This is a genomic window from Limnomicrobium aquaticum, from assembly GCF_040545545.1.
Taxonomy (GTDB): domain Bacteria; phylum Pseudomonadota; class Alphaproteobacteria; order Rhizobiales; family Rhizobiaceae; genus Ensifer_A; species Ensifer_A aquaticum.
In genome coordinates this window covers 560021-580196 of sequence record NZ_JBEPMB010000001.1, presented here as the reverse complement: position 1 = coordinate 580196, position 20176 = coordinate 560021, and the positions used below count along the sequence as shown (strand labels likewise).

Genomic DNA, 20176 nt, shown 5'->3' with positions numbered 1-20176 from the left:
AAAGGAGATTGGGCCATGACGTTTGGAAACCTGTGGAGACTCTGCCTGATCGAATGGCCGCGCCGCTGGAGCCAGCGGCAGGATCTCGCCGAACTGGCGGAAGAACGCCTGCAAGACCTCGGCCTTTCGCGCAAGGACGCCCTTGCCGAAAGCCGACGTCCCTTCTGGGCAACCTCGCAAAAGCGCGATCCCGTGGCTAGACCGTCAACCCAAACCCCTGCAAGAGCCGCCGTGTCGCAAAATCCGGCGAACCAGCCGTGAAATGGGCGACATCGGCCTCGCCGTCGGATTTCAGGTGGTCCGTCATCGGCACCAGCCGCCGCGCCTGCCGGGCAATGGCCTCGGCCGGGTCGAGCCAGTCGACCGGCCATGGTGCGAGCTTGCGGAAGATGTTGCCGAGGAAGGGATAGTGCGTGCAGGCAAGCACGACGATATCGGTCTTCTTCCCATCCTTCTCGACAAAGCAGCCGGAAATTTCGGCGAGCACCGCCGCATCCTCCAGCTTGCCGCCGCGAATATAGGTTTCCGCCATGCCGGCCAGATTTTCAGATCCGACAAGGCGGACATGGCACTGGCTGGCAAATGACTGGATGAGTTCGCGCGTATAGGCGCGCTTGACCGTACCGGGCGTGGCCAGCACCGAGACGAGGCCCGAACGCGTGCGCTCCGCCGCCGGCTTGATCGCAGGCACGGTACCGACAAAAGTCATGTCGGGATAGGTCGCGCGCAGCGCAGAGCCTGCAATCGTGAACGCGGTATTGCAGGCGATAATACAGGTTACCGGCCTGAACCGCGCGATCAACTCTCCGAAAAGCGAAACGACGCGCTGCGTCAATTCAGCTTCCCCCCAACGGCCATAGGGAAAGGCGGCATCGTCTGCCACATAGACGAAATTGCGCTCCGGCATCAGCACGCGCGCCTCGCGCAATACGGTGAGCCCGCCGATACCGCTGTCGAACACGAGAACCGGCTGCATCTCCATCGTCTTACTCTTCCGTGCTTTCCGTATTTTCCGTGTGTTTCACCCGCTCGGCCCGCGGCTTGACCTTCGGCTTGCGCGCCCGGTTTGCATCGGCAGAGCCGCGCGGATTGTCCCGCGTGAACTTGTCGAGGCAGGAAATGACGCCGCGTATGACCTGGATTTCGGATGCCGTGAAGCCTGGCCGGGTGAGAACGGTGCGCAGATTCTCCACCAATTTCGGCTTTTTGGCGGCTGGCCGGAAATAGCCTCGCCCGTCCAGCGCCTCCTCGACATGGTCGAACAGGCCCTGCAGATCACCCTTCGTCGCCGGCGGCATGGGTTTCGCCTGAAACGGGGTGTCCTCGGGCGACGCCAGCCCCGTCTTCAGCCATTCATAGGACATGAGCAGCACGGCCTGCGCGAGGTTCAGCGAGGCGAACGCGGGATTGACCGGAAAGGTCACGATCTCGTCGGCCAGCGCCACTTCCTCATTTGTCAGGCCCGTGCGCTCGCGGCCGAATAGGATGCCGACCTTCTCGCCCTCCTTGAAACGGGTGCGTAGCGTGGCAGCGGCCACTTCCGGCCCGCGCACCGGCTTGAACCCGTCGCGGTCGCGCGCCGTGGACGCATAGACGAAATTGATGTCGGCCAGCGCTTCCTCCAGCGAGGAGAAAAGCTGAGCCCCGTCGATGACGTGATCGGCGCGTGAGGCGGCAGACCGCGCGCTTTCGGACGGCCAGCCGTCGCGCGGATTGACGATGCGCAGCTCGGCAAGCCCGAAATTCGCCATGGCGCGCGCCACCATGCCGATATTCTCGCCCAGTTGCGGGCTCACCAGAATGATCGCCGGTCCCTCCGCCAGAAGCGGTTTTTCGCTGTTCGTGCCTGCCATGCTGCCCTAGAGTTTAGTTAGCGCATTTCCGGACGGAAAACCGGATGCCACCTTTCCTGGAAATGCTTATAAAACCGGGCATCCATAGTTCAGCACGGCGCAAAAATCAAAAGCTACCGCCCGCCACAGCCGTCACTGCGCGGTGAAATAACCGTTCATCGTGTCGCGCAACGAAACCGGATCGCCGTCGGGAACGATATTGACGATATCGTCGATCTTCGCAGCGCCGTTTTCGATGACGACCTTGAAATGCGTCTCACTGAAACGGTTGTCCGCATTATCGAAGCAGTAGAAGGCGTGGAACTTGGCAATAACATCGAACCCGCCATCCTTCGGCCCCGCATTGGTAATCGTCAGGTCCTTGGGCGCGCAACCGTCCTGCCCGCCGAGCACCGGATCGTAATCGATGAAGGGCTCGTCATTCGCCTGCGCCTTGGCAAAACCCTTCTTCGCAATAGCCACGAAGGCGGAGCTGAAGAGCTGCGGCATCCACTTGTCGGAGAAATAGTCGTCCTGGGTCGAATCATTTCCGCTGAGCGTGCTCTGACTGATCTCCATGATCTTCTGCACGGGAGCCACAGGATCAGCGTCAGCAGCCAATGCCGGCAGGGCCAAAGCGAGAAATGCAAGGAAGGAGGACAGTGCGCGCATCTACGGTTCTCCGGCGCGAGACTGATTCGCGCAATGGTGTGACGTTGGCATGAACTGGATTCGAACTAGCCTGCCATTTCAACCAGAAAATGGCATGACAACCATGCTCTCCCAAAATGATCCGGCCCGCTAAATTTGACGAACTGGCCCCGCATCCGCCTTTGCGTTCGCTTCTCCCGGTGCTATAGCCCACGGGATATTTTCCGAAAGGCGACTTCCCATTCGCCGCAATCCGAGAAAGAGGCCGATATATGAGCAAGATCAAGGTAGCCAACCCCGTCGTGGATCTCGACGGCGACGAGATGACCCGCATCATCTGGCAGTTCATCAAGGAAAAGCTGATCCTGCCCTATCTCGATCTCGACATCGAATATTACGACCTCTCGGTCGAAAACCGCGACGCCACCAACGACCAGGTCACCGTTGACGCCGCCAACGCCATCAAGAAGCACGGCGTCGGCATCAAGTGCGCCACGATCACGCCGGACGAAGCCCGCGTGAAGGAATTCAACCTCAAGGAAATGTGGAAGTCGCCCAACGGCACGATCCGCAACATCCTCGGCGGCGTGATCTTCCGCGAGCCGATCATCTGCAAGAACGTGCCGCGCCTCGTTCCCGGCTGGACCCAGCCGATCGTTGTCGGCCGTCACGCTTTCGGCGACCAGTACAAGGCAACCGACTTCAGGTTCCCCGGCAAGGGCACGATCACCATCAAGTTCGTCGGCGAAGACGGCCAGGTCATCGAGAAGGAAGTCTTCAAGGCTCCGGGCCCGGGCGTCACCATGGCCATGTACAACCTCGACGATTCGATCCGCGATTTCGCACGCGCCTCGATGAACTACGGCCTGATGCGCAAGTGGCCGGTTTACCTCTCCACGAAGAACACGATCCTCAAGGCCTATGACGGCCGCTTCAAGGACATCTTCGAGGAAGTCTACCAGGCCGAATTCAAGGCAGAGTTCGACAAGGCCGGCATCATCTACGAACACCGCCTGATCGACGACATGGTCGCTTCCGCGCTCAAGTGGTCCGGCGGTTATGTCTGGGCCTGCAAGAACTATGACGGCGACGTTCAGTCGGACACGGTGGCACAGGGCTTCGGCTCGCTTGGCCTCATGACCTCCGTTCTCCTCTCGCCCGATGGCCGCACGGTTGAAGCCGAAGCTGCCCACGGCACGGTAACGCGTCACTACCGCCAGCACCAGAAGGGTCAGGAAACCTCGACCAACTCGATCGCCTCGATCTTCGCCTGGACGCGTGGTCTCGCCCACCGCGCCAAGCTCGACGACAATGCCGACCTCGCCAAGTTCGCCGACACGCTGGAAAAGGTCTGCGTCGCAACGGTCGAAAGCGGGTACATGACGAAGGACCTCGCCCTTCTCATCGGTCCCGATCAGCCGTGGCTCTCCACGGTCGGCTTCCTCGACAAGGTCGACGAAAACCTCAAGAAGGCCATGGCCGCCTGATCGGCACCCTGCTCCGAATTCCGAAGGACCCGGTCGCAAGGCCGGGTTTTTTGTTGCCCAAGACACATAGCGAAAACCAAAGTTTAACCCTCGGAGGCCATTATTCGCACAACTGTGGAATGAATGAATGACCCCGCAAACGCCCCGCTACAAACATTACGATCTGGGAAGGCAGCCCGCCGGTACGGTGGTGGAGGTTGCTCTGTCATCGATCAATAATGTCCGGCTGATGGATGAGCGGAACTACCGGCTCTATGCCTCGTCGCAGGCTTACAGGTTTCTGGGCGGTCTTACGGTCAAGACACCGACAAAGCTGATCGTACCGGCGAATGGTCAATGGCATCTGGTGGTCGATCGCGAAGGCCTGCCCAAGCTCGCCAATTCCAATGTCCGCACGATCCAGCCGGGACACAAGCAGTTTCGTGTCCAGGAAGCCGATGCAGTCGATCCGCAAAAGACAAGGGCGGGAAGCGAAATCGGCGCTCCCGAGCAGCCGGCATCAGAGCCCGCGTCTGCAACCAACGGGGAACACAGTCCTGCGGTAATGGGAGAAATCCTCAAGGAGCTGCACCAGTACAAGCGCATTGCCAATACGGATGCTCTGACCGGTCTTTCCAACAGGCGCGCCTTCGACGAGAAGCTGGCTTCCGTCTTTGCGACCGGTCAACCCCACATGGCGGCGCTCGTGATTTCGGATGTCGACCACTTCAAGAAGTTCAACGACACCTACGGCCATCTGGTCGGCGACAAGGTCCTGACTATCGTGGCCGAAATTCTTCACCGGCATGCACGCGAAGATATATTCGTGGCCCGCGCCGGCGGCGAGGAATTCGTCATGGTCATCGAAGGCCGCGACCCCGCAGACGTTCTCCGGATCGCCGAAAGCGTCCGAACCGCGCTTGAGCAGACGCCGTTCAGGGACGAAGAGGCAGGCGCGGATTACGGCAGCATTACCATTTCCGTGGGCATCTGCATGAAGGCGGATGCCACGGACGCGAAAGACATCTACTCGAAGGCTGACAGCGCGCTCTATGCCTCGAAGAAGGGCGGCCGCAATCGCTGCACTATTTTCGACGCCGATCTTCAGGCAGCAAGCTGACGTCGTTCAGACCCCATGGGCTCGGTATCAGGCCTTGCGCCGCCCCACCTCATTGGCAAACTCCGAGGCAAAGAGTTCCAGGGCCGCCCAGTCGGTGAACTCACGGTCACCCTTCTGCTCACCCGCCGGCGCGTTGCGCGACAGCCGGCGCACCATCCAGCGCTTGAAGAAATCGTATTCAGCCAGCCGCAGCGCCCCGCCTGCATGATGAATGGCCAAAGGCTGCCAGCCGGTCTCGGCAAGCAATCCGGTCGGGTAATCCTCCGCCTCCTGGCGCTCATCTGCATTGTCGCTGACAATCGACAGCGAGACCGAGACGAAGGCGGACGGAACGGAATTCAGCCAGTCGGCTTCCTGCCTGACGAAATGCGTGAAGGGGGTAGGATATCGCCCCGCATGGACAGGCGCGAGCAGGATCGCGGCATCCGGCCGGTTGAGAATGAATTCCATCATCCCCGCCGTGTTCTGCAACGCGACCTGCCAGCCGCGATTCTCAAAGATTTCGGCAAGCTGCGCAGCAATCTTCCGTGTCTGCCCCTCGACCGTGGCATAGGCAATCAGAATGTTCATGGGTCCGCTCCCGTTCAATGTTGAACGGATCATGACCGTGAATACACTTCTACGCTTTGAGGAAGATCAAGTCGTCCGAACTTCCAATCGCTCAGGCGACCTCAAGCTCCGGAAAACCGTCTTCCACCGCATCCTGATGTGTCTCATTCAGCCGGCGGGCCACGATGTCATGGTTCAGCCACAGGACCGGACCAGACGGCTTCGAGGTTTCACCGAAGATCAGCTTGCCGGTCGCCTGCACGACAAGCGCGCTCAGGTGATCGCTGATCAGCGCCTTGCCGTCGCGATGCATCTGGGTGATCTCGTTGGAGGTACCGATCGTCAGGTCGGCCTGTTCCTGGCTGTTGGCCTTCGGCCATGCCGAGAAATCGTAGAAGGGTTCCATGACCGGGCTAGCCTGCATGTCGGCGATCTTGCCGAAGACATCCTTGAGGCCGTAACCGTCAGCGAGAAGCGCTTCGCAGGCCTGCCACTGCGCATCCGCCCACGCGCCACCATTCTCCTGCTTCAGCGCCAGCAGAAGCGGGATCAGCGGCAATTCGATGCCGGCGAAGACGTCGGAAGAATTGGTGCGGATTTCCGGGCAATTATAGACGGTCGCCTTGATGCCCTTTTCCCATGCCGCCTGAGCGACATTTTCAAGCCGCATCTTGGCATACCCTTGCGTGTAGTTCGTATAGGTCTGCCAACGGTAGTTGCCGTCAATCAGCACGGCGGAACCGTGATATCCATAGGCGGTGTAACGCACCTGCCCGCCCGCAGCAGTGATGCGCTCGCGGATAGCCGCGCTGCAATCGATCAGATGCTGGAACGTATAGGCCGTCACCTCATCGAAATTCTGCAGGATCAGCTTGCCGAGATCGCTGTCGAGCAGCGCCTGCGACGACATGTGACGCGCCCCGCGCCCCTTGTAGATCCGGTTGGCCAGAACGAGGAACACCTTGGCCTTCGGAATGCCGCCCGCCATCGTATGGGCGAAGAAGACATTACGGCCATTGGCGATCATGCCGTCGAGAACGGTCATGACCTCGGCGAGTGTATCCTTGAACCGCTTCGTGCCGATCTCACGGCATTTGGCGATGTGATCCCAGTCCAGCGTCTCGTCCTGCCAGCCTTCCAGCGTCAGCTTCGCCAGAAGATCGGTCGGCGTCTCGCCGCCTTCCGGGGCGTCAAGGTCGAAGCCCGCCATCAGCGGCAGATTGATGATTCGTCCGCCCAGCCGGGCCTCCGCCTCCGCAAGTTCCTCGGCAGACAGCGGACGCAGCGCGTTGTTCTCGTCGCGACGACCAACAGTGATGCCGATGATCTCCATGCCCACCCGCCGGGCTTCGTCCAGCAGGCCGGTCGCATAGCCGCGCCCGAACAATTCGCCGAAGAGAACGAAAACGTCGCCCTTCCGAAAGACAGTGTTTTCCGCGATGCGATTCAACGAGACCGGATTTTCCATACTTTGCACTCTTTGATTTTTTCAGGTCAGGAGACGCGAATGTAAGCGTGGACTATGACATGGCTTTATTGGTGCAAAATTGGAAGTCATTTTAAATAAACGTTTATTTCACTGCGTGAACAGCCGTGGAAATGTGCCGGAATGATGCACATCAAGAGCCGACGGGCGCTAGGGTCAAAACCCTAGGCTTTGCCCGACCGCTCGGCCCGCAGCTTCGCCCACCAGTCCAGCCTTTTGCGGATATCGCGCTCGAAGCCGCGCTCCGGTGGATCATAGAATGTCTTGCGGCCCATCTTCTCGGGGAAATAATCCTGGCCTGAGAAGGCATCGGGCTCATCGTGATCATAACGATAGCCCTCATTGTACCCCTCCGCCTTCATGAGCTTCGTGGGGGCATTGAGAATATGTTTGGGCGGCAGCAGCGAGCCATATTCCTTGGCCGCCCGCATCGACGCCTTATAGGCGTTGTAGACCGCGTTCGATTTCGGCGCGGTGGCGAGATAGACGCAGGCCTGCGCCAGCGCCAGTTCCCCTTCCGGCGAACCGAGAAAGTCATAGGCATCCTTGGCGGCATTGGCGACGACCAGCGCCTGCGGATCGGCAAGGCCGATATCCTCCACCGCCATGCGCACCAGCCGCCTGCCCAAAAAAAGCGGGTCTTCACCTGCATCGAACATGCGCGCCATATAATAGAGTGCCGCATCGGGGTCCGAGCCGCGCACGGACTTATGAAGCGCCGAAATCAGATTGTAGTGCCCGTCCTGCCCCTTGTCATAGACCGGGGCCCGACGCTGGACGACGCGGGTCAGCCCGGCCGTGTCGAATCGCTCGCCGGCACGCGCCGCGCGCCAGACTTCCTCAACCAGCGTCAGCGCCGCGCGCCCATCGCCATCGGCCATGCGGATGAGGCTCGTGCGTGCATCCGGGTCCAGCGGCAACGCTTTCCCTTCCTCCTCCTCCGCACGCTGCAGAAGCGCCTCAAGACTCTCCTCGTCATGCGGCTTGAAGGTCAGCACGCGAGCGCGGGAGAGAAGAGCGGCGTTGAGTTCGAAGGACGGATTTTCCGTCGTTGCGCCCACAAGCACGATCGTCCCGTCTTCCATCACGGGCAGGAAACTGTCCTGTTGCGCCCGGTTGAAACGATGGATTTCGTCGACGAAAAGCAACGTCTGCCGGCCCGACATGCGCCGCGCGCGCGCCGTCTCGAACACCTTCTTGAGGTCGGCAACGCCGGAAAAGATCGCCGAAATCTGCTCGAAGGCCAGCCCCGTCTCGCCGGACAGCAGCCGCGCAACCGTGGTCTTGCCCGTGCCCGGTGGGCCCCAGAAGATCATCGAGCCGAGCGAACCCGCCTCGATCATCCGCGTCAGAGCGCCGTCCGGCCCGGTGAGATGTCCCTGCCCGGAGACTTCCGCAAGCGACTTCGGCCGCAGGCGTTCGGCCAGCGGCCGCTTTGCCGCAAAGTCTTCCGGTTCGTGCGCGGCGAAAAGGTCGCTCATCGGAAGACTTGCCGGATGCGCTGGCCGCCGCGATTGATCTCGACCCGCCAGATGTTCGGATCGCTGTTGGCCATCTGCGCCAGCGTCTTCGTGTCCTCGATCGCGGTTCCGTTGACGGAGACGATGATATCGCCCTTGGCAAAACCGAGCTGATCGGCCGGCGAGCCATCCTCAACCTTGCGGATCGCAACGCCGGTATTGTCGCCCGGCATCTGCAGCTCGTCCGCCACGCGCGGCGACAGGTTCACGGCGACAATGCCTGCAAAGGGGTTGCGGCCGTCGATGCGGCGCTCGTCGCGCGGCGGATTTTCCGGTGCACGGTCAAGCTTGAGCGAGACCTCACGTTCCTTGCCATCGCGATAGACCGTGAGCTTGACATCGCTGCCGAGCCCGGCGGTGAGCATGCGATAGCCCAGCGCATCGGGATGCTGGATCGGAATACCATTGAGCGCGATCACGGTGTCGCCTTTCACAAGTCCGGCCTGCTCCGCCGGCCCACCCTTGGCAACCTTGGTGATGAAGGCGCCGCCGGCGCGCTTCAATCCCAGCGCATCGGCGACATCGGCCGAAACCGCATCGAAAGACGCGCCGACATAGGGACGTTCGAACGCCTTGTCGCCGCGCTCGGCGGCCGCGATGAAGACCTTGGCAAGATTTGCGGGAATGGCAAAGCCGATGCCGTTCGAGCCACCGCCCTTGGAGAAGATCGCCGAATTGATCCCGATCAGCTCGCCCTTCATGTCGACAAGCGCGCCGCCGGAGTTGCCGGGGTTGATCGAGGCATCCGTCTGGATGAAGAAGCCGAAGTCGGAGACCCCGATATTGCCGCGCGCGAGGCCGGATACGATCCCGCTTGTCACCGTCTGGCCGACACCGAAGGGATCGCCGATGGCCAACACGATGTCACCGACTTCCAGCTTGTCGGAATCACCCAGTGGCAGCGGCGGCAGCTTCTCCGTCGTGTCGATCTTCAGCACCGCGAGATCGACCTTGTCGTCCTTGAGCATGACCTTGCTCTTGAACTCGCGCCCATCGGACAGCGCGACCTTGATGTCGTCCGCCCCTTCGATCACGTGGTTGTTGGTGATGACAATGCCGTTTTCGCCGACGATGACGCCCGAGCCCAGCGAGCTTTCCGTCTGCCGCCTGCCCTGCCCGCCACCGAAGAACTGACGGAAGAAGGGATCGTTGTCGAAGATCGTGCTGCGCACCACCGTGCGCTCGGCATAGACGTTGACGACCGAAGGCGCCGTCTGCTTGACGAGGGGTGCATAGGAAAGCCGCACCTCTGCCTGGCTCTCCGGCAACTTGCGCACATCCTCCGACACCGCCGTGAAGGCGAGCCCCCCGGCAACGAGAAGTGCGGCGGCGAAAACGGCTGGGATTTTGAAATTCATGGATCAACCTCGGCATTGGGTCGGAAGGGCGGCAACCGACATGCCGAAACTGGCCCAAAACGCTGGCCGTTTCAAACCCCTCCGGTGGTCAACTCACCGGAAAAGCGCATCGCTTGCCTGCCTTGCGGCCAGAAACATGTGGGCTGCGGCCCTTCCGATTGAAGGGCCCTTTTTGCCAAGGATTTTGGGCCACCGGAATACGGCCAAAATGGGGATAAGGGGACGCGGCTCAGGCCGCCATCTCGAGCGATTTTCCGATCGAGACGACCGCGCCGCGAATGTATTCCGCCAGGGCATCCACAGTCTCCGGCGCACCGGCGCGCCTTACCATGCCGACATCGTAATAGCCGATATCCGGCAGACCATGCGCTTCGCCCAATTCCACCATGTCATCGGCGATCAGGAAGCGCGCGAGTGGCGCAATGGCGATATCGGCGCGAATGGCGGCGCGCTGCCCCATGTGATGGGCGCTGAGATAGGCAATGCGGTAGGACTGGCCGGACTTGTCCAGCGCATCGAGCGCCTTGGAGCGCCAGATGCAGCCCGCCTCCCAGACAGACACCGGCAGCGGCGTCCGCGCATAGGCGTTGCCGCACTTCTTGCCCGCCCAGACAAGCTTCTCGCGATAGAGCAATTCGCCCTCACCGTTGAAATTGCCGGCGGTGCAGTTGAAGAGTGCAATGTCCAGCTTGCCTTCGGCCACCTGCCGGCGCAGCGTATCACTACCCTCGATGCGCACATCGACGGCCACCATCGGATAGGCTTCGGCGAAGCGCCGCAGCACCTCCGGCAGGACCAGATCGCCGATATCGTCCGGCGCCCCGAGATTGACGACGCCGTTCATATGCGGGCGGACGAAGCGGCCGACGATCTCATTGTTCATCGCCAGCAGCCGGCGCGCGGCGCTCAGAAGTATCTCGCCGTGATGGGTGAGCGTCACCGCGCGGGCGTCGCGTCGAAACAGCGTCGCCCCCAGCATGTCTTCCAGCTTCTTGATCTGCATGGACACGGCCGATGGCGTCCTGAGCACGGCTTCGGCGGCGGTGGTGAAATTGCCGGTATCTGCAATGGCCACGAAGGTCTTCAGGATATCGAGTTCAAGAAGTGGCAGATTTTCACGGCGCGGCTCGTCCATGACATGATCCTCTTTCAATTTTTCTGAACCTTAAAGGCAGAGCAATTCGTTTCATTGAACTTCGAACTCGTGAGATAGTCAAGATACAAGCTTGGCCAAGCGAACTGACCTCGAACACACATCAATAATTCGAATGTCTGAAATTCGATCAATTCGTTGGATTGATGAATGAGTCTGACATACGATCCCGGCAAATCAGGTCGCAAAAACGCGACCGGGAAAGGAGAGCAGTCATGGCATCGTATTTTTGGGAAGTTCCGCTTGCAGCCCCCCGTCGGAGAAACATCGGCGCCGTAGTCGCCGCCCTCACCCGTGTCGCAATTGCGCCACTTGCAACGGGGTATGGCGCATGGCGACGCTACCGGAACGAACGTCTTCTGGAAGGCCTGCCGATGGATATCCGCAAGGACATTGGTTACCGGCTGCCGGCCGACATCGACGGCAAGCCCATGCGCTGACTGTCTTTTCAGAACAATCATCCAATTGTGGACACCACCTCCCGCATCGCCGCGAGGTGGTGTTTTCGCATGCAACCTGCACAAAATTTAGGAGGCAGACCGGATGTCCCCTTCACGACAATCGTCTTTCATGCGAATGTCGCAATCAGCAAAGCAGACGCCGCCAGTCCCGTTAGGCTGACAAGTGTCAAATTCACCAGGTTTAACGCCCTCTCGCTTGGAACATGTCGCAATGAGCACACAACAAACGACCAAGCGCTGTCTGGTCTTCTTCCTGGTCAACGACTTCACCATTCTTCCGTTCACGGCTGCGATCGAGGCGTTGCGTATCGCCAACCGCATGCTCGGTTATCAGGCATACAAATGGCGCCTCGCATCGGCTGATGGCGAAAAGGTCTCCTCCTCCAGCGGCATCGAGATTGCCGTCCAGACGTCGCTCGCACAAGAGCGTCGTATGCTCTCTGGTTCTGACCGGCCTTCCATGGCCATCATCTGTTCCGGCATCGATGTCGAGAATTTCAGCAACAAGGCCGTTCACGCCTGGTTGCGCGAGGCATATAACCGCAACGTCCAGATCGGCAGCCTCTGTACGGGCGCCCATATCCTGGCCCAGGCCGGGCTTTTGAATGGCAAGCGCTGCGCCATTCACTGGGAAAACCTGCCCGGCTTTTCCGAGGCCTTCCCGGAAGTCGAGGTTTACGCCGATCTCTATGAAGTCGATGGCAATATCCATACCTGTGCCGGCGGCACGGCCTCGCTCGACATGATGCTGAATCTGATCGGCCAGGATTTCGACGACAATCTCGTCAACCGCATCTGCGAACAGGCCCTCACCGACCGTGTGCGTGAACAGTCCGACCGCCAGCGCCTGCCCTTGCGTGCGCGTCTCGGCGTGCAGAACTCCAAGGTTCTTTCGATTATCGAAGTGATGGAAAAGAACCTTGCCGAGCCGCTCTCGCTGCTCGAAATCGCCGACGATGCCGGCCTGTCGCGCCGGCAGATCGAACGCCTCTTCCGTCAGGAAATGGGCCGCTCGCCCGCCCGCTACTATCTGGAGATCCGGCTGGAACGCGCGCGCCATCTCCTGGTCCAGTCCACGCTTCCGGTCGTGGAAGTGGCCGTCGCCTGCGGCTTCGTTTCCGCCTCGCATTTCTCGAAGTGTTATCGCGAAATCTACAATCGCTCACCCCAGCAGGAGCGCGCGGAACGCCGCATGCGCCAGGCAGCCTAAGAGGCCGGCATGATCAGCTGGCCTTCTGCCGTTCGGCGAAGAGCTGCGTGATCGAATAGTCCGAAAAGACCCGGTTGCGGCCGGAATTCTTGGCCATGTAGAGATACTGGTCGGCGGCGTGAAGATAGTTGTCGAACGTCTCCTCCGCCGAAATGACTGCCACACCGATCGATACGCGGACCGAAAGCTCTTCATCCTCGAACAGAATGTTTGTCCGTGCGATCTCCTCGCGCAACAGATCGCAATATTCGGTCGCTTCGCGAATATCCATGTTCCGGAGCAGGATCGCGAATTCCTCGCCGCCGAGCCGAGCAATCAGATGCATCTCGCCGTCGATCATCTGCCGAAGCTTGCGGGCGACCGTCTTCAGCACCAGGTCGCCGGTCTCGTGGCCATAGGTGTCATTGAATTTCTTGAAATGATCGATATCCAGCACGACGGCGCAGCACGGCTCCTGCCGCGCCAGACAATGCTGCACCAGAACAGGACCGCGCTCGAAGAAATAACGGCGGTTAAAGGTATCCGTCAGGAAGTCGCGTGAAGCGATCGCCTGTAGCTTCTTGATCTGAGCGAGGGTATCGACGCTTTGCGCGACACGGCACTGGAACTCTTCCTGTATAAAGGGCCGATAGAGGAAATCGCTGGCCCCGGCCTTCAGGAAGGCCGCGCAATTGAGAGGATTTTCGCGCGTCGAGTAGCCGATGATCCGCATGTCCTCCGCGGAAAAATTGCGCCTGATCTGGCGTGTGAGTTCGATACCGCCGGAACCGGGCAGAGCGTGATCGACCATCACCAACTCGATGTCCCGATACTTGGCAAGTTTGTCCATGGCATCCTGAACGCTGCCCGCGTGGACCACCAGAAACTGCTGCGCCTGCAGCATCTGCACCGCTTCACTCTCTTCGGGGGCAAGACCATCCGCGACCAGCACCCGGATGTTGCGGTTCTGAAGCACGCGGCGGACCGCATGAACGATGGAGTCGATCGCCCGGTCGTTGTCCTTGATGACATAGTCGAGCACGTTCTTCTTCAGCAGGCTCTCCCGCATGTGAAAATTGAACGTCCCCGTAAAGACAATGGTCGGAAGCTCCACCTCCAGCGCGTGATCGAGCACCTCGCCCTTGGGGGAATCGGCAAGATTGAGATCGACGACCGCAAGCATGAACTGACCACGGCCCTCGGAAAGCGTCTGCCGCATTTCCTTCAGCGTATGGCAGGTAACGACATCGACGCCGAGTTCGGTTTCAAAGCGATGGGCAAGAACGGTTGTAAAGGTGCGCGTATCTTCAACGACGAGAATGCTTGGCCGGCCGCCGGAAAGCGCTCCCCCGCGGGTCCTGATTTGCGCTGTCCTCAAATTGCTGGGCAAACCACGTCCTCTCCGCCTCGGTTGCCTGCCCGCTGGCTGGACCGCGCGAAACGCAATCCAGGGCGCGGGCTCGCCAGTTGCCGCATCGAACTGCGGCTCGGAATAGCTGGCAGGCACTCAGTTGCCGACGGATGACATCCACCCCGTTTCATCCACGCATCCGCCCATTGCATGAAGAAACATTCGGCTCGCTCTAACGATTTCAAACGGAAATCGCGAGCCGATGAAGCACCATTTAACGTCCAGTTGATTGAGTAAACCTTAATATAAGTCGGCGATTGTTGGCGCAAACAACAATTGTCGAGCCCGCAGCCCACTTCATGCGACTGCGAGCAAGGGAATGGCCTTAGCGTGCCTTCATCCGCTCCTGCGCGGACTTGATCTGCACCAGCGTGTCGAGGTTCTGGTTGACGCGGCAATAGAATTCCTCGTCGATGAAGGGCCGCATCATGAAGTCGTTGCCGCCGGCCTTCAGGAAGCGGGCGGAGAGGAGACGGTCGTTGGAAGACGACACACCAATGACACGCAACTGATGCGATCCGCGCACATGGCGGATGCGCCGCGTCAGCTCGAACCCGTCGATATCGGGCATATTGTAATCGGTGATGACGAGGCTGATATCCGGGTTCTTCTTGAGCAACTCGATCGCGGCAATGCCGTTTTCTGCGGAGCTGACCCGGAAATTGTAACGTTTCAGCCGGCTCGTGAGCAGCGCCCGCGCGGTCGCGCTATCGTCCACGATCAGCACATGATGGCGCTGGTTGGTGAGAAAACGGCACACCGATTCTGCCAGCATATCGATGGCAAAGACGCTGTCCTTGATGATGTAGTCGACCACCTCCTTCGCAAGCAACCCTTCGCGGATGCTGTCCTGGAATGTCGCCGTGAAAACGATGGTCGGCACGCTGAGGTCAACGAGGTAGTTCAGCGCTTCGCCATTTTCGGCGCCCGGCAGGTTGATGTTGGAAATCGCGAGCGTAATGGGCTCGGGGTTGAGTTCATAGGCCTGCTGCAGGTCTTCAAACGTGCGGCAAATCTCGACATCGATGCTGAAAAGCTCTTTCAGCTTCTGCCGGATCATCGAGGTGAAGACATTGGAGTCCTCACCGACAATGATTCTGTATTTCTCCAGCGATTCGCCGGAGTATTGCATGCCCGAAATCCCCAAAAAATTCATGTCCCGCCCACTAATATAGCCGAATTTACTCAAGTCTTACGCAGGCGTTGTTGAATTTTCGTTAAGCGGAATTCCTCAGAATTCGGGGGAGAAAACCGCGCTTGAATCGCCCCCGGATGCCCCCCTGTCGCTTCCCCGTCGCGCTGTTCAATGATTATGTCGTAGACAGGATTTGGTCGCGTCGTTTTGCGATCTAAGATCGCGCCAAAATACCAACCGGGGCATATTCCATGGCAGAGTTTCCGACCAAGGCAAAAGTGGTCATCATCGGGCTGGGCGGCATTGTTGGCGCCTCCATCGCCCATCATCTGATCGAACGCGGCTGGGACGACATTGTCGGGATCGACAAGTCCGGCATCCCCACCGATATCGGCTCTACCGCCCACGCCTCCGACTTCTGCTACACGACCAGCCACGATTACCTGTCGGTCTGGACGACGCAGTATTCCATCGATTTCTACGAGAAGATGGGCCACTACGCCCGCATCGGCGGCCTCGAAGTCGCGCGCACCGGCGACGACGCCTGGATGGAAGAGATCAAGCGCAAGCTCTCCTCCGCCCGCGCCTTCGGTACCCGCGCCCACTATGTCTCGCCCGCCGAGATCAAAGAAAAGTTCCCGCTGATCGAGGAAGATCAGGTCATGGGCGGCCTCTTCGATCCCGACGCCGGCCTCGTCATCCCGCGCAGCCAAACCGTTGCCGGCAAGCTGGTGGACGCTGCCGAAAAGTCCGGCAAGCTCCAGATGTTCGGCAACACGCCGGCAAAGTCGCTGATTGTCGAGAACGGCCGCATCAAGGGCGTCGTCACCCATCGCGGCACGATCATGGCCGATCACGTCATCGTCTGTGCCGGTCTCTGGGGCCGCCTGATCGCCGAAATGGTCGGTGAAGATCTGCCCGTCATGCCGGTCGACCACCCGCTGACCTTCTTCGGCCCGTACAACGAGTTCGAAGGCACCGGCAAGGAAATCGGCTACCCGCTGCTGCGCGACCAGGGCAACTCCGCCTATATGCGCGACACGGGCGATCCGAAGACGACCGAAGGCGGCCAGATCGAATGGGGCTACTACGAAACCACCAATCCGCGCATGTGCCATCCGCGCGAGTTGCTCGAAAAGCATGAGGCCCGCCTCTCGCCCTCGCAGCGCGATCTCGACATGGAGCAGATCATCGAGCCGCTCGAAAAGGCGATGGAGCTGACGCCGATCCTCGGCGAACTCGGTTACAATGAAAGCCATTCCTTCAATGGCCTGCTTCAGGTTTCCGCCGCCGGCGGCGCGTCCTGCGGCGAAAGCCAGAAGGTGCGCGGCCTGTGGTATTGCGTCGCCATCTGGGTAAAGGACGGCCCCGGCTATGGCAAGCTTATAGCCGACTGGATGACCGACGGCCGCACCGAGATCGACCACGCCTCCATCGACTATTCGCGTTTCTACAAGCACCAAACGGAAGAAAAGTTCATCGAGGGCCGCTGCTATGAAGCCGCCCAGAAGATCTATTTCCCCGCCGTGCACCCGCGCGAACCCTATGCCACCGGCCGCAATGTCAAGCGCTCGCCCTTCTACGAGCGCGAAGTCGAGCTCGGCGGCTATTTCATGGAACTCGGCGGCTGGGAGCGTGCGCATGGCTACAAGGCCAACGAGCATCTCCTGGAAAAGTATGGCGACAAGGTTCCGGTCCGCGAAAACGAATGGGACAGCCGCCACTTCTGGCGCGTCTCGAATGCCGAACATCTGGCGATGAGCGAGGATTGCGGCATCGTCAACCTGAGCCACTTCTACATCTTCGACGTCGAAGGTCCGGATCATGTGGAGCTGATGGAATGGCTCTGCGCCGCCAAGATCGGTGGCGACGCCAATATCGGCAAGGGCATCTACACCCACTTCCTCGATGACGAGGGCAATGTCCGCGCCGACCTGACGGTGATCCGGATGGCAGACCGCTGCCGCATTATCGACGGCGCCGACGCCGGCCCGCGCGACTTCCACTATGTGAAGCGCGTTGCTGAAGACAAGGGTTTCAACGTCACCGTCACCGACGTCTCGGAAAAATTCGTCACCATCGGCATCTGGGGCCCGAACGCCCGAGACACGCTGAAGAAGGTCGTCGCCGACCCGGCAGCGCTCAATCCGGAAAACTTCGCCTTCGCGGCCATCAAGCCGATCGAGATTGCCGGAAAGCAGGTCACTGCCTTCCGCATCTCCTATGTCGGCGAACAGGGCTGGGAACTGCATATGAAATACGAAGACGGCCTCACTGTGTGGGATGCGCTGCGCTCCACCGGCGTCATGGCCTTCGGCGTCGAGACCTATGCGAACTCGCGCCGCATGGAAAAGAGCCTGCGCCTCCAGAACGCGGATCTGCTGACGCAATATAACCTCATCGAAGCCGACCTCGCCCGCCCGAAGGTCAAGGAAGCCGACTTCCGCGGCAAGGAAAAGCATCTGGAATACAAGGCACGCGAAAAGCAGCCGGCCATGCTCTGCACCCTGATCATGACGGAAAACACAGATAGCAAGGGCGTCAAGCGCTACCCCGTCGGCTCGCTGCCCGTCGTCGACCCGGCGACCGGCGACGTCCTCGTCGATGCCCTCGGCCGCCGCTCCTACACGACCTCCATCGCCTACGGCCCGACGGTCGGCAAGAACATAGCGCTCGCCTACCTGCCCGCAGACTATTGCGAAGTCGGCCGCAAGCTGAATGTCGAGTATTTCACCGAAACCTACCCGGTCGAAGTCTTCGGCGTCGGCTACAAGCCGATCTACGACCCGGAGAATCTGAAGCCGCGCAGCTAAGGCGGAGCAGATTACGAATTGCGAAAAGCCCGCGCGGCGATGCGCGGGCTTTTCGTTTTTCCCGACGCTCACTTTGGGCACCGCGCAATCCCCACACACTCCGTCATGCCGGACTTGATCCGGCATCCAGCCAGCGCGCGTCTGCGCGCTGAGAGGACTCTTCATCAAACAGGGAGTCTCTCGCGCGATGGACATCGCGCACTGGATCCCGGATCAAGTCCGGGATGACGGAAGAGAGGTAGCGCCCTCAGTGAAGAGGGAGCAAAAGGCCCCGAAATCAAAGGCGACCAGGCCGGCCCAATTGTCTCTGCGACAAGAGAGCAGTTGTCGCAGACACCATTTCATGTAAGGCCTAGCATACGCGCGGACTGACGCAGACCCGGCGTCAAAGCAATTCCAGCAGAACGACGCAGCGGCTTTGTGCCCGGAACGCGGATAACAACAGACAGAGCATTCGCATGACCCTCACCCCCGCCCTCACCCGTCACCTCAACAATCCCGAACTCTTCTCCGACCTCACCTCCATGAGGTCGCTTGGCCAACCGTCCGTCAGCCGCACATTCCAGGTCTTCAACCCCTCGACCGGCGAGCTGCTGGCCGAACTCCCCGATATGGGCGTCGCCGAAACGAAGGAAGCCATCGACAAGGCATACGTGGCGCAGGCCGAATGGGCGGCGATGACCGCGCGGGCGCGCAGCGATGTGTTGTGGCGCTGGCACCAGCTGATCGTCGATCACACCGACGATCTCGGCGCGATCCTCACCGCCGAAATGGGCAAACCGCTGGCGGAGGCGAAATCGGAAGTCAGCCACGCCGCCGCCTATCTGCAATGGTATGCCGAAGAGGCGAACCGCATCTACGGCGAGACGATTTCCGCGCCCTCGACCGACCGCCGCATGCTGGTGATCAAGCAGCCCATCGGCGTCGTCGGGACGATCACCCCCTGGAACTTCCCCGCCTCCATGGTCGCCCGCAAGATTTCGCCTGCACTCGCCGCCGGCTGCGCCATCGTGCTCAAGCCCGCCGAACAGACCCCGCTGGTTGCCGGCGCCATGTTCGCGCTCGCCGAAAAGGCGGGCTTTCCGGAAGGCGTGCTGAACCTCGTCTACGCTGCCGAAGGCGACGCGGTTGGCCATGAGCTTTGCACCAATACCAAGGTGCGCAAGATCAGCTTCACCGGCTCGACCGAAGTCGGCCGCCTGCTGATGCGCCAATGCGCCGACCAGATCAAGAAAGTCAGCCTCGAACTCGGCGGCAATGCGCCCTTCATCGTCTTCGACGACGCCGACATCGATGCCGCCGTCGATGGCGCGATCCAGGCGAAGTTCCGCAATGCCGGCCAGACCTGCGTCTCGGCCAACCGGCTCTATGTGCAGGCGGGCGTCCATGACGAATTCGCCGAGAAATTCGCCGCCCGCGTCGCCACACTCACCGTCGGCGACGGTTTCACGCCCGACGTCGCCATCGGCCCGCTGATCGACACGCGCGCACTCGCCAAGATCGAACACCATATCGGAGACGCGCTCGCCAAAGGCGGCACGATCCGCTGCGGTGGCGCCCGCATCGACCGCGACGGCACCTTCTTCCAGCCAACCGTGCTCACCGACATCTCGTCTTCCATGCGCGTCGCCCAGGAAGAGACCTTCGGTCCCCTCGCCCCCATCATCCGCTTCGAGGATGCCGATCAGGTGGTGCGCGAAGCCAATGACACGATCTATGGCCTCGCCGCCTATTTCTACGCCTCGAACCTCAAGCGCGTCTGGCGCGTCGCCGAAGCGCTGGAATACGGCATGGTCGGCATCAACACCGGCCGCATGTCTTCCGAAGCCGCCCCCTTCGGCGGTATGAAGCAATCCGGCATCGGACGGGAAGGCTCGCGGCACGGGCTGGAGGATTATCTGGAGATGAAATATCTCTGCATGGGGGGGATTTGAGAGGCGGTGCGCGCCAAAGCCTTGGACCGCATGGCCGCAATGATCCCACTGTGGATGTCAGGCTCGGTGTCCTATGACGGACGAACTTTGAAGCGCAC

The 20176-nt window shown here is 60.5% G+C and carries 17 protein-coding genes; 7 read left to right on the top strand and 10 right to left on the bottom strand.

Annotation, left to right across the window (positions count from 1 at the left end; translation table 11 throughout):
* The first annotated feature begins 15 nt into the window (after positions 1–15).
* Positions 16–261 carry a DUF1127 domain-containing protein gene (locus ABID16_RS02860; protein WP_354554837.1) on the top strand — a complete coding sequence of 82 codons (246 nt, stop codon included), beginning with the start codon at positions 16–18 and terminating at the stop codon, positions 259–261.
* Here ABID16_RS02860 and murI read toward each other — a convergent pair.
* From murI to ABID16_RS02845, 3 genes are all read right to left on the bottom strand, one after another.
* Positions 197–982 carry a glutamate racemase gene (gene murI / locus ABID16_RS02855; RefSeq protein ID WP_354554836.1) on the bottom strand — a complete coding sequence of 262 codons (786 nt, stop codon included), beginning with the start codon at positions 980–982 and terminating at the stop codon, positions 197–199. The two genes, ABID16_RS02860 and murI, sit on opposite strands and share 65 nt — an antisense overlap.
* A 4-nt stretch (positions 983–986) precedes the next feature.
* Positions 987–1853, bottom strand: a complete 867-nt coding sequence (locus tag ABID16_RS02850) for an RNA methyltransferase (protein WP_354554835.1) — start codon at positions 1851–1853, stop codon at positions 987–989.
* A 132-nt stretch (positions 1854–1985) separates the two neighbouring features.
* Positions 1986–2504: a hypothetical protein gene (locus tag ABID16_RS02845; protein WP_354554834.1), complete on the bottom strand. Its 519-nt coding sequence runs from the start codon at positions 2502–2504 to the stop codon at positions 1986–1988.
* A 251-nt stretch (positions 2505–2755) separates the two neighbouring features.
* On the opposite strand from ABID16_RS02845, the gene ABID16_RS02840 reads away from it, so the two are divergent.
* On the top strand, positions 2756–3970 hold the full coding sequence (locus tag ABID16_RS02840) for an NADP-dependent isocitrate dehydrogenase (protein WP_354554833.1): 1215 nt from the start codon (positions 2756–2758) through the stop codon (positions 3968–3970).
* Between the two features lie 127 nt (positions 3971–4097).
* A complete protein-coding gene (locus ABID16_RS02835; protein WP_354554832.1) occupies positions 4098–5069 on the top strand; it encodes a DUF1883 domain-containing protein in 972 nt (323 codons plus the stop codon).
* Between the two features lie 27 nt (positions 5070–5096).
* Here the strand turns inward: ABID16_RS02835 and ABID16_RS02830 are convergent, their stop codons facing one another.
* The 5 genes from ABID16_RS02830 to ABID16_RS02810 form a co-directional block, all read right to left on the bottom strand.
* Positions 5097–5639, bottom strand: a complete 543-nt coding sequence (locus ABID16_RS02830) for a flavodoxin domain-containing protein (RefSeq protein WP_354554831.1) — start codon at positions 5637–5639, stop codon at positions 5097–5099.
* Positions 5640–5730: 91 nt separating this feature from the next.
* The gene (locus ABID16_RS02825) at positions 5731–7086 is read right to left on the bottom strand and encodes an enoyl ACP reductase FabMG family protein (RefSeq protein ID WP_354554830.1); all 1356 of its coding nucleotides are present in this window, start codon (positions 7084–7086) and stop codon (positions 5731–5733) included.
* A 182-nt stretch (positions 7087–7268) separates the two neighbouring features.
* Complete coding sequence (locus ABID16_RS02820) at positions 7269–8585, bottom strand: replication-associated recombination protein A (protein WP_354554829.1); 1317 nt, start codon at positions 8583–8585, stop codon at positions 7269–7271.
* Positions 8582–9982, bottom strand: a complete 1401-nt coding sequence (locus ABID16_RS02815; RefSeq protein ID WP_354554828.1) for a DegQ family serine endoprotease — start codon at positions 9980–9982, stop codon at positions 8582–8584. The genes ABID16_RS02820 and ABID16_RS02815 overlap by 4 nt, the downstream gene beginning before the upstream one ends.
* Positions 9983–10211: 229 nt before the next feature.
* Positions 10212–11117 (bottom strand): LysR substrate-binding domain-containing protein, encoded by a 906-nt coding sequence (locus tag ABID16_RS02810; RefSeq protein WP_354554827.1) that lies wholly within the window; start codon positions 11115–11117, stop codon positions 10212–10214.
* Between the two features lie 233 nt (positions 11118–11350).
* On the opposite strand from ABID16_RS02810, the gene ABID16_RS02805 reads away from it, so the two are divergent.
* Both ABID16_RS02805 and ABID16_RS02800 read left to right on the top strand, forming a co-directional pair.
* Positions 11351–11575 (top strand): hypothetical protein, encoded by a 225-nt coding sequence (locus ABID16_RS02805; protein ID WP_354554826.1) that lies wholly within the window; start codon positions 11351–11353, stop codon positions 11573–11575.
* Between the two features lie 232 nt (positions 11576–11807).
* Positions 11808–12806: a GlxA family transcriptional regulator gene (locus ABID16_RS02800; RefSeq protein WP_354554825.1), complete on the top strand. Its 999-nt coding sequence runs from the start codon at positions 11808–11810 to the stop codon at positions 12804–12806.
* A gap of 13 nt (positions 12807–12819) precedes the next feature.
* Here the strand turns inward: ABID16_RS02800 and ABID16_RS02795 are convergent, their stop codons facing one another.
* Together ABID16_RS02795 and ABID16_RS02790 are read right to left on the bottom strand one after the other, a co-directional pair.
* Positions 12820–14175 carry a sensor domain-containing diguanylate cyclase gene (locus ABID16_RS02795; protein WP_435532350.1) on the bottom strand — a complete coding sequence of 452 codons (1356 nt, stop codon included), beginning with the start codon at positions 14173–14175 and terminating at the stop codon, positions 12820–12822.
* A gap of 346 nt (positions 14176–14521) precedes the next feature.
* Complete coding sequence (locus tag ABID16_RS02790) at positions 14522–15352, bottom strand: response regulator (RefSeq protein ID WP_354554824.1); 831 nt, start codon at positions 15350–15352, stop codon at positions 14522–14524.
* Between the two features lie 230 nt (positions 15353–15582).
* Between ABID16_RS02790 and ABID16_RS02785 the strand changes: the two genes are divergently transcribed.
* Positions 15583–18144, top strand: coding sequence for a GcvT family protein (locus tag ABID16_RS02785; RefSeq protein ID WP_354554823.1), 2562 nt, complete (start codon positions 15583–15585; stop codon positions 18142–18144).
* Positions 18145–18602: 458 nt separating this feature from the next.
* Entirely contained in the window at positions 18603–20078 is a 1476-nt protein-coding gene (locus tag ABID16_RS02780; RefSeq protein ID WP_354554822.1) for an NAD-dependent succinate-semialdehyde dehydrogenase, read from the top strand.
* The last annotated feature ends 98 nt before the right edge of the window (positions 20079–20176 follow it).

Bases quoted from the DNA above. Each gene is read 5' to 3' on its own strand.
- ABID16_RS02845 (WP_354554834.1), bottom strand. From the start codon at position 2,504: ATGCGCGCACTGTCCTCCTTCCTTGCATTTCTCGCTTTGGCCCTGCCG.
- ABID16_RS02850 (WP_354554835.1), bottom strand. From the start codon at position 1,853: ATGGCAGGCACGAACAGCGAAAAACCGCTTCTGGCGGAGGGACCGGCG.
- ABID16_RS02835 (WP_354554832.1), top strand. From the start codon at position 4,098: ATGACCCCGCAAACGCCCCGCTACAAACATTACGATCTGGGAAGGCAG.
- ABID16_RS02860 (WP_354554837.1), top strand. From the start codon at position 16: ATGACGTTTGGAAACCTGTGGAGACTCTGCCTGATCGAATGGCCGCGC.
- ABID16_RS02820 (WP_354554829.1), bottom strand. From the start codon at position 8,585: ATGAGCGACCTTTTCGCCGCGCACGAACCGGAAGACTTTGCGGCAAAG.
- ABID16_RS02810 (WP_354554827.1), bottom strand. From the start codon at position 11,117: ATGGACGAGCCGCGCCGTGAAAATCTGCCACTTCTTGAACTCGATATC.
- ABID16_RS02840 (WP_354554833.1), top strand. From the start codon at position 2,756: ATGAGCAAGATCAAGGTAGCCAACCCCGTCGTGGATCTCGACGGCGAC.
- ABID16_RS02785 (WP_354554823.1), top strand. From the start codon at position 15,583: ATGGCAGAGTTTCCGACCAAGGCAAAAGTGGTCATCATCGGGCTGGGC.
- ABID16_RS02790 (WP_354554824.1), bottom strand. From the start codon at position 15,352: ATGAATTTTTTGGGGATTTCGGGCATGCAATACTCCGGCGAATCGCTG.
- ABID16_RS02825 (WP_354554830.1), bottom strand. From the start codon at position 7,086: ATGGAAAATCCGGTCTCGTTGAATCGCATCGCGGAAAACACTGTCTTT.
- ABID16_RS02780 (WP_354554822.1), top strand. From the start codon at position 18,603: ATGACCCTCACCCCCGCCCTCACCCGTCACCTCAACAATCCCGAACTC.
- ABID16_RS02800 (WP_354554825.1), top strand. From the start codon at position 11,808: ATGAGCACACAACAAACGACCAAGCGCTGTCTGGTCTTCTTCCTGGTC.
- ABID16_RS02830 (WP_354554831.1), bottom strand. From the start codon at position 5,639: ATGAACATTCTGATTGCCTATGCCACGGTCGAGGGGCAGACACGGAAG.
- ABID16_RS02815 (WP_354554828.1), bottom strand. From the start codon at position 9,982: ATGAATTTCAAAATCCCAGCCGTTTTCGCCGCCGCACTTCTCGTTGCC.
- ABID16_RS02805 (WP_354554826.1), top strand. From the start codon at position 11,351: ATGGCATCGTATTTTTGGGAAGTTCCGCTTGCAGCCCCCCGTCGGAGA.
- murI (WP_354554836.1), bottom strand. From the start codon at position 982: ATGGAGATGCAGCCGGTTCTCGTGTTCGACAGCGGTATCGGCGGGCTC.